The sequence below is a fragment of the Sphingobacterium tenebrionis genome, assembly GCF_037126265.1.
Taxonomy (GTDB): Bacteria; Bacteroidota; Bacteroidia; order Sphingobacteriales; family Sphingobacteriaceae; genus Sphingobacterium; species Sphingobacterium tenebrionis.
Map to the genome: position 1 here is coordinate 45388 of NZ_JAYLLN010000030.1, position 6497 is coordinate 51884.

Sequence of the window (6497 nt, forward strand, 5' to 3'; positions counted from 1 at the left end):
AGTAAGCCGACCTATTATTCATTTCTAATTTTATGTACCCAAGTATTGCAAGTGCAATGCCAAGGTTTTATTTTGGTACTATTTATGCTATTAAAATGGTATTGCTGTTAAAACGTCAGTTTAGGCCTCTTTTTTTGTCATTTGCTGGATTAATTCCAGTTTTTAGGATAAGCAGGACGAAATGTGGAAATGTTTATAATTATTGATTGACTACTTAAACTATTTAACAGATTTTTACTCTATAACGGGAGAATAGAAATTAATTGGAAACATTTATATAATTGGACATGAATTTAAGATTTATTAATACAAAGATGAAAACGATGAGATTAGGATTGGCTGCTGTTGCGATTGCCTTAGCAACTATGGGTGCTCAGGCACAAACACAGAAACATACAGATGCGAATGTGGCTGCAGGAGAAAAAGCAATCAATGCAAATGATTTCAAATCTGCGGTGACGCATTTTGAAAAAGCAACAACTACTTCAGCAGATGATGCAAATGTTTTTCATTTGTTAGGTCTTTCGTATTACCAATTGGGTGATTATAAGAAAGCTAACACTAACTTTTCAAAAGCGATTGCTTTGGATGCGAAACATTCATCGGCTTATTATTACAGAGCAAAAGCGAATAATAACTTAGCGGTAAATCGTGAAGCGAAAGTATCTGCAGCAGATCGTGAATCATTATTGAAATCTGCGGTTTCAGATTATTCAAAAGCGATTGCATTGAAACCAAGTGAGAAAAACCTGTATCAGAATAGAGCGATTGCAAACCGTGATTTAGGAGTATTGACAGGTACTGCAGGAACTGCTAATTACAACAAGAAAACAGCTACTGATGCTTACAACGCAGCTATCGCTGATTATCAAAAAGTATTGAGCTTAGATGCTTCTCGTAAGGATATCCAAACAGAAGTTAAAAAAGCTACAGTTTATAGAGATAACCTGAAATAGGTTATTTTCCATAAAAAACGAAGTCGAACAATCTGCATCTCCATGAGAACAGATTGTTCGACTTTTTTATTTATGATCCGTTTAGGATAGCAAAATTAAACTGCCTTTTTATACTCCGATGGGGTCATCCCAGTAACCTTCTTAAATTGGCTGCTCAAATGCGCCACACTGCTATAATTCAATTTCGTAGCAATTTCCGACAAGGACATATCATACTGAAGAAATTCTTTTACCTTCTCGATCTTCAGCTTAATCAAATACTTTTCAATACTTTCGCCAGCCAATTCCGAAAAAAGACTGCTTATATACGTGTATTCCAAATTAAACCGATCAGTTAAAAAAACGGAAGTTTTAAGATGTTGATCTTCTGATTTCCCCAAAAACTCCTGCAGAGCTATTTTGATCTCCTCCAACAATCGTTCTTTACGATCTTGCAGCACCTCAAATCCAATAGCACCTAATGCAGTATCCAATTGATCAGTTTCCTTATCGCTCAACTCCCTTTGCAGATTGACCAATCCTATCTTCACATCCTGGAAAGGGATGTTCAAATTGTTCAAGATCTGTTCAACTGCCATTACACAGCGTGGACAAACCATATTTTTAATAGCCAATTGCATATCTTTCATTTAAATCAATCCTGCACGTTTTAATAAGGCATCAACCGATGGCTCTTGTCCCCTAAACTGCTTGTACAATTTCATCGGATGAGCTGTTCCACCTTTACTCAAGATATTCTCCTTGAATTTATCCGCTACTTCCTTATTGAAAATCCCTTTTTGTTTGAAATAATCAAAAGCATCCGCATCCAAGACCTCTGCCCATTTATAACTGTAATATCCAGATGAGTAGCCACCATTGAAAATATGCGAGAAAGAAGGGCTCATCGCATTATCCTGAACATCGGGATAAAGCGATGTAGAGGCGAATTTTTCGACCTCAAAAGCCTTAATATCCTGAATTGAGGATGGATCCTGTCCATGCCAGCCCATATCCAACAGACCAAAGCTGATCTGACGTACCGTAGCCATACCTTCCATAAAAGCAGCACTCTCCTTGATCTTCTCCACATATTCCATTGGAATGGTTTCTCCAGTTTCATAATGCTTTGCAAACAGTTTCAAGGCTTCTTCTTCATAACACCAATTCTCCATGATCTGGCTTGGAAGTTCCACAAAGTCCCAAAATACAGAAGTGCCGGATAGGGTAGGATATACCGTATTGGCCAACATCCCATGCAGGGCATGACCAAACTCATGGAATAAAGTCAACACTTCATTAAAGGTCAATAAAGAAGGTTTACTAGCTGTAGGTTTCGTGAAATTACAAACAATTGAAACATGCGGACGCTCGTCCTTTCCAGCTTTTTGGTATTGGGATTTAAAGGAAGTCATCCAAGCGCCATTCCGCTTTCCTTTCCTTGGGAAAAAATCAGCATAGAAAATAGCAACCAATTCCCCAGCATCATCCTTCACTTCAAAGGTTTGCACATCCGGATGGTATTTATCGATGTTATGGACCTCATTAAAATTCAATCCATAAAGGCGATGTGCAATCTCAAAGGCACCAGCCAACACCTTCTCCAATTGGAAATAGGGTTTTAGCTTTTCATCTTCCAGGTTAAAACGTTGTTGTTTTAATTTTTCGGTATAATAGCTGCCATCCCATTTTTCCAGGTTTTCAAGACCATCCAACTCTTTGGCAAATTCACTCAATTCCTTAAATTCTTTTTCAGCAGCGGGTTTACCCTTTGCTAAAAGATCGTTCAAAAATTTCGTGACCTGTGCTGGATCCTGGCCCATTCGTTCTTCTAGCACAAAATGTGCATGCGATGCATACCCCAATAGTTGGGCTCTTTGATGCCGTAGATTGACAATTTTTAGGACGATCTCCTCATTATTGTTATCATTTTGCTGATATGCCTTTTTACCTGCTGCCAACGTGATTTCCTTCCTCCGCTCCCTATTTTTTGCATAAGTTACAAAAGGGATATAACTCGGATAATCCAACGTGAATAGCCAACCCTCTAGGCAAGCTTCTGTTGCCATTTCTTTGGCAGCTTCTATGGTACCTTCCGGCAAACCTTCTAGTTCGTCCGGGTTTGTGATCAACATCTGGAAGGCATTATTATCCGCAAGAACATGTTCCCCAAATTTTAATTTGAGCACAGATAATTCCGAATCAATATCCCTTAATGTCTGTTTTTTATCTTCTGGTAATAATGCCCCGTTTCGGACAAAATCCCTGTAATTTTTGGTCAACAAAGTTTTTTGTTCTTCCGTTAGGTCCAATGAATCCATTTTATCATAAACCTGTTTAATCTTTTCGAACAAGGGAAAGTTTAACGTAATGTCGTTTCCGAGTTCAGCCAATTTGGGCGCCACTTCATTGGCAATCTTGTCCAACTCATCATTGGTTTCTGCTGAATGTAGATTGAAGAATATATTGGAGATCCGATCCAGCTGCATTCCAGAAAAAGAAAGTGCAGCAATCGTATTTTCGAAGTTAGGTTCCTCCTTCAATTGCACAATAGCATCGATTTCTTGACGGGTTTCTGCAATCGCAGCATCAAAGGCAGGAACGTAATCCGTTATATTGATTTTAGAAAAAGGAGCGGTATCGTGGGGGGTATCAAATGATTGATTTAAAATATTCATAAAAGTAAAGTTACAACAAAAATTATCCTAATTTTAACCCAGCATACACAAGTTTATAGATTTTACCAAAACATTACTAAGCTAAAAAGGTTTATTTAATAGAAGGAAACACAAGAAGATGAAAAGAATGAGCAATGCTTTGGCTATAGCATTGACAATAGCTGGTTTGAGTGCGTGTAATTCCAATTCAAATCAAAAACAGGAGATAGTCCATTCTCCAAAAAATCAAGAACACAATCTCGAAGACTTTGTTGGTACCTACGAATATCAAGAAAAGAGGGATACCATTCGTTTGGCTTTAGCCTTAGAAAAGGATTCCTTGGTAGGCGACCTTACTTATTCTTTATTTGAAAAGGATAAGAATGTAGGGACGTTCAAAGGGGTTATCAAGGACTCCCTAATCGTGGGTGAATACCGATTCATGTCGGAAGGAATGGAATCAACTTGGGAAAAAGTTTTTGGGATTGTTCCAAGTGGTTTAATAGAAGGATTCGGCGATATTATCGACGAAAATGGAAAGGTTAAATTTGTTGACAAGAACAATCTTCGTTTTGACCATGGGATGCTTCTCAAAAAGAAAGAATAAAAAATGAGGTTGATTTTTTTCAACCTCAATCAATATTATTCCACCATTCTGAAAATTGGTTCGCTTTACCTAGATATACCACCTGCCCAATCTGTGGTGTCCATATCGGTCTATTCTTTCGTTTAGCTTCATTCGTAACCCTAATCAACGGTTCGTCCCAGGCATGGTTTGCTAATGGGAATTTCCCTGAGTGTACTGGAATCAAATCTTTTGCCCGAAGATCTTCCGCTGCTTGTATCACCTCCTCCGGCATCATATGGATGTATTTCCAATATTCATTGTACTGTCCATTCTCAAGAAGAACCAGATCAAATGGACCATGTTCCTCACCAATGGTTTTGAAATGCTTTCCATATCCACTATCTCCACCCAATAATAGTTTGTAGGTTTGGCTTTGCAGAACAAAGGCCGACCAAAGGCTGGTGTTTCGCTTGAACCAACGGCCAGCAAAATGCCTGGCAGGAGCTGCCGTAAACTTTAAGGAGTCTACTTGGAAACTTTCACCCCAATACAGCTCATGAATTTTATCCGAGGGATAGCCCCATTTTTCAAAATGGGCACCCACGCCAAGACTCGTTACAATCTGTTTGGTTCTGCCTTTTATTTCCTCAAAAGTGGAATAATCCAGGTGGTCAAAATGGTCATGGGTGACGACCAATATATCGATATCGGGCATATCAGCAGCCGTATAATTATAGGTCATCTGAAATGCCTTGATTCCAAACGGAACAGGAGAGGCATATTTACTGAATACCGGATCCACCAAGATCCTTTTTCCATCCAATTGCAATAAGTAAGAGGAATGCCCAAACCAAACCAACAAGTTCTCGTTGATGTCCAGATTCTTGAAGTCGGTCTTGATCGATGGCAATGGCTTACTAGGTACGTTTCTTTTGTCTTTTCCGAAGAAAAAGGAACGCAGCATCTCGAAGGAAGAAACACCTTCTTTTATAGCTGGCGTTACTTCCAGGTTTTCATATACCCCATTTTTAAAATTAGGGTTCGAGGACATTTTCTCCAAACGCTCGCCTGTGGCGAGGGTTCCGATTGGCGCCGATCTGCCCAATAGGAAGACAGCAATAACGATGATAACGATGATGGCCAAAAGGATATACATGATTCTTTTTAATGTTCTTTTCATAAATGCGAGGCGCAAGTTAAAAGATTCTTTTTCATCTGATTGTCATGAATATAAAAAATGTAGTTTTTGAGCGATAAACTTAATCTTTTGCTATTTTTTTAAACAACGCGTTAAGAAATCATTTAACTTAAATAAATAAAAAAATATTTTTTTTGAGGAATGTTTTTCTAGCCTAATAAATATTGTATAATTGTAAAATTTTATTCACTAAAAACCAATATGTTAACAAATTTTTCTAATAAAACCGACTCGTTACTAGAGGAGTTGGAAATCTTTGATATTAAATATCAAGACTATTTACGCAGAGATGGAAGGTGGCTCATCGGAGGATTCAAATCCATTGTTTCTATAAACCAAGATCCCAAAGATAATGACAAGCAAGTTATTCGAATAAAAATGGAAGTATTCAATATGCTTCCAGCAGCAATAAGAGAAGATTTAGCTCAACTGTTTCGTTTATAGTATATTAATGGATTAATAGTCCTTAGTTGTTTGATTATTTAAATAAAGAATTGGTCAACTCGACCTAACTTAAACCTTTTTTTGCCATAATTACCAATACTATAATAATAAATTAACATCTTGATTATAACAATAATCGAACTTTGGCGTTAAATGTAATAGTGAAACAGAATAATATGGTTAATAGTTATACATCAAATTCGAACGAAATCCTAGGCGCGTTAAAAGCCTTAAATGCTAAATACAACGATTACTTAATAGGAGAGGGTAGATGGTTGAACGAAGGGTTTGAATCAATCGTAAGCATTGAAGAAAATCCAGCTGATTCACGTCAAGAGAACCTCATCCTGAAAAAGGAAATCTTTATGATGCTACCGGTGCATATCCGCGAGGATATTGCAACATTCATGGTTATCGATTAATGAAATCATAGATAATATTAAAGAATAGGGTTTTTGGGGTTTATTATATGCCATTACGAAAGCTTTGCTAAAGCAGTTTAAATTCCGATCAGTTCAAAGAACAATTGTTCATTTGAATAATTAACCTCGAATTCCCTTCATGAAAAAAGCCTTAACAATATCGGAGGGCACTGAAAAAGTCCCCTTTTAGAATGGGCTAAAAAAAGGAGTGGAAAACAACAGTTTTCTGCTCCTTTTTTCGTATCTTAAAGTAGGCTTTAACGGATATCAGGA

Annotated in this window: 7 protein-coding genes; 4 read left to right on the forward strand and 3 right to left on the reverse strand. The window is 37.5% G+C overall.

Annotated features, from left to right (window positions below):
* Positions 1 to 314 precede the first annotated feature (314 nt).
* The gene (locus VJ786_RS12140; protein WP_245153300.1) at positions 315 to 956 is read left to right on the forward strand and encodes a tetratricopeptide repeat protein; all 642 of its coding nucleotides are present in this window, start codon (positions 315 to 317) and stop codon (positions 954 to 956) included.
* A 95-nt stretch (positions 957 to 1051) separates the two neighbouring features.
* On the opposite strand, the gene VJ786_RS12145 is transcribed toward VJ786_RS12140, so the two are convergent.
* Complete coding sequence (locus tag VJ786_RS12145) at positions 1052 to 1534, reverse strand: helix-turn-helix domain-containing protein (protein ID WP_257213729.1); 483 nt, start codon at positions 1532 to 1534, stop codon at positions 1052 to 1054.
* A 51-nt stretch (positions 1535 to 1585) separates the two neighbouring features.
* The gene (locus VJ786_RS12150) at positions 1586 to 3613 is read right to left on the reverse strand and encodes a M3 family metallopeptidase (protein ID WP_134776853.1); all 2028 of its coding nucleotides are present in this window, start codon (positions 3611 to 3613) and stop codon (positions 1586 to 1588) included.
* Positions 3614 to 3731: 118 nt separating this feature from the next.
* Between VJ786_RS12150 and VJ786_RS12155 the strand changes: the two genes are divergently transcribed.
* On the forward strand, positions 3732 to 4199 hold the full coding sequence (locus VJ786_RS12155; protein ID WP_134776852.1) for a hypothetical protein: 468 nt from the start codon (positions 3732 to 3734) through the stop codon (positions 4197 to 4199).
* A gap of 25 nt (positions 4200 to 4224) precedes the next feature.
* Here the strand turns inward: VJ786_RS12155 and VJ786_RS12160 are convergent, their stop codons facing one another.
* Complete coding sequence (locus tag VJ786_RS12160) at positions 4225 to 5340, reverse strand: MBL fold metallo-hydrolase (RefSeq protein WP_245153298.1); 1116 nt, start codon at positions 5338 to 5340, stop codon at positions 4225 to 4227.
* Positions 5341 to 5559: 219 nt separating this feature from the next.
* On the opposite strand from VJ786_RS12160, the gene VJ786_RS12165 reads away from it, so the two are divergent.
* Both VJ786_RS12165 and VJ786_RS12170 read left to right on the forward strand, forming a co-directional pair.
* On the forward strand, positions 5560 to 5802 hold the full coding sequence (locus VJ786_RS12165) for a hypothetical protein (RefSeq protein WP_134776851.1): 243 nt from the start codon (positions 5560 to 5562) through the stop codon (positions 5800 to 5802).
* 176 nt (positions 5803 to 5978) lie between these two features.
* Positions 5979 to 6224: a hypothetical protein gene (locus VJ786_RS12170; RefSeq protein ID WP_099366633.1), complete on the forward strand. Its 246-nt coding sequence runs from the start codon at positions 5979 to 5981 to the stop codon at positions 6222 to 6224.
* Positions 6225 to 6497: the final 273 nt, after the last annotated feature.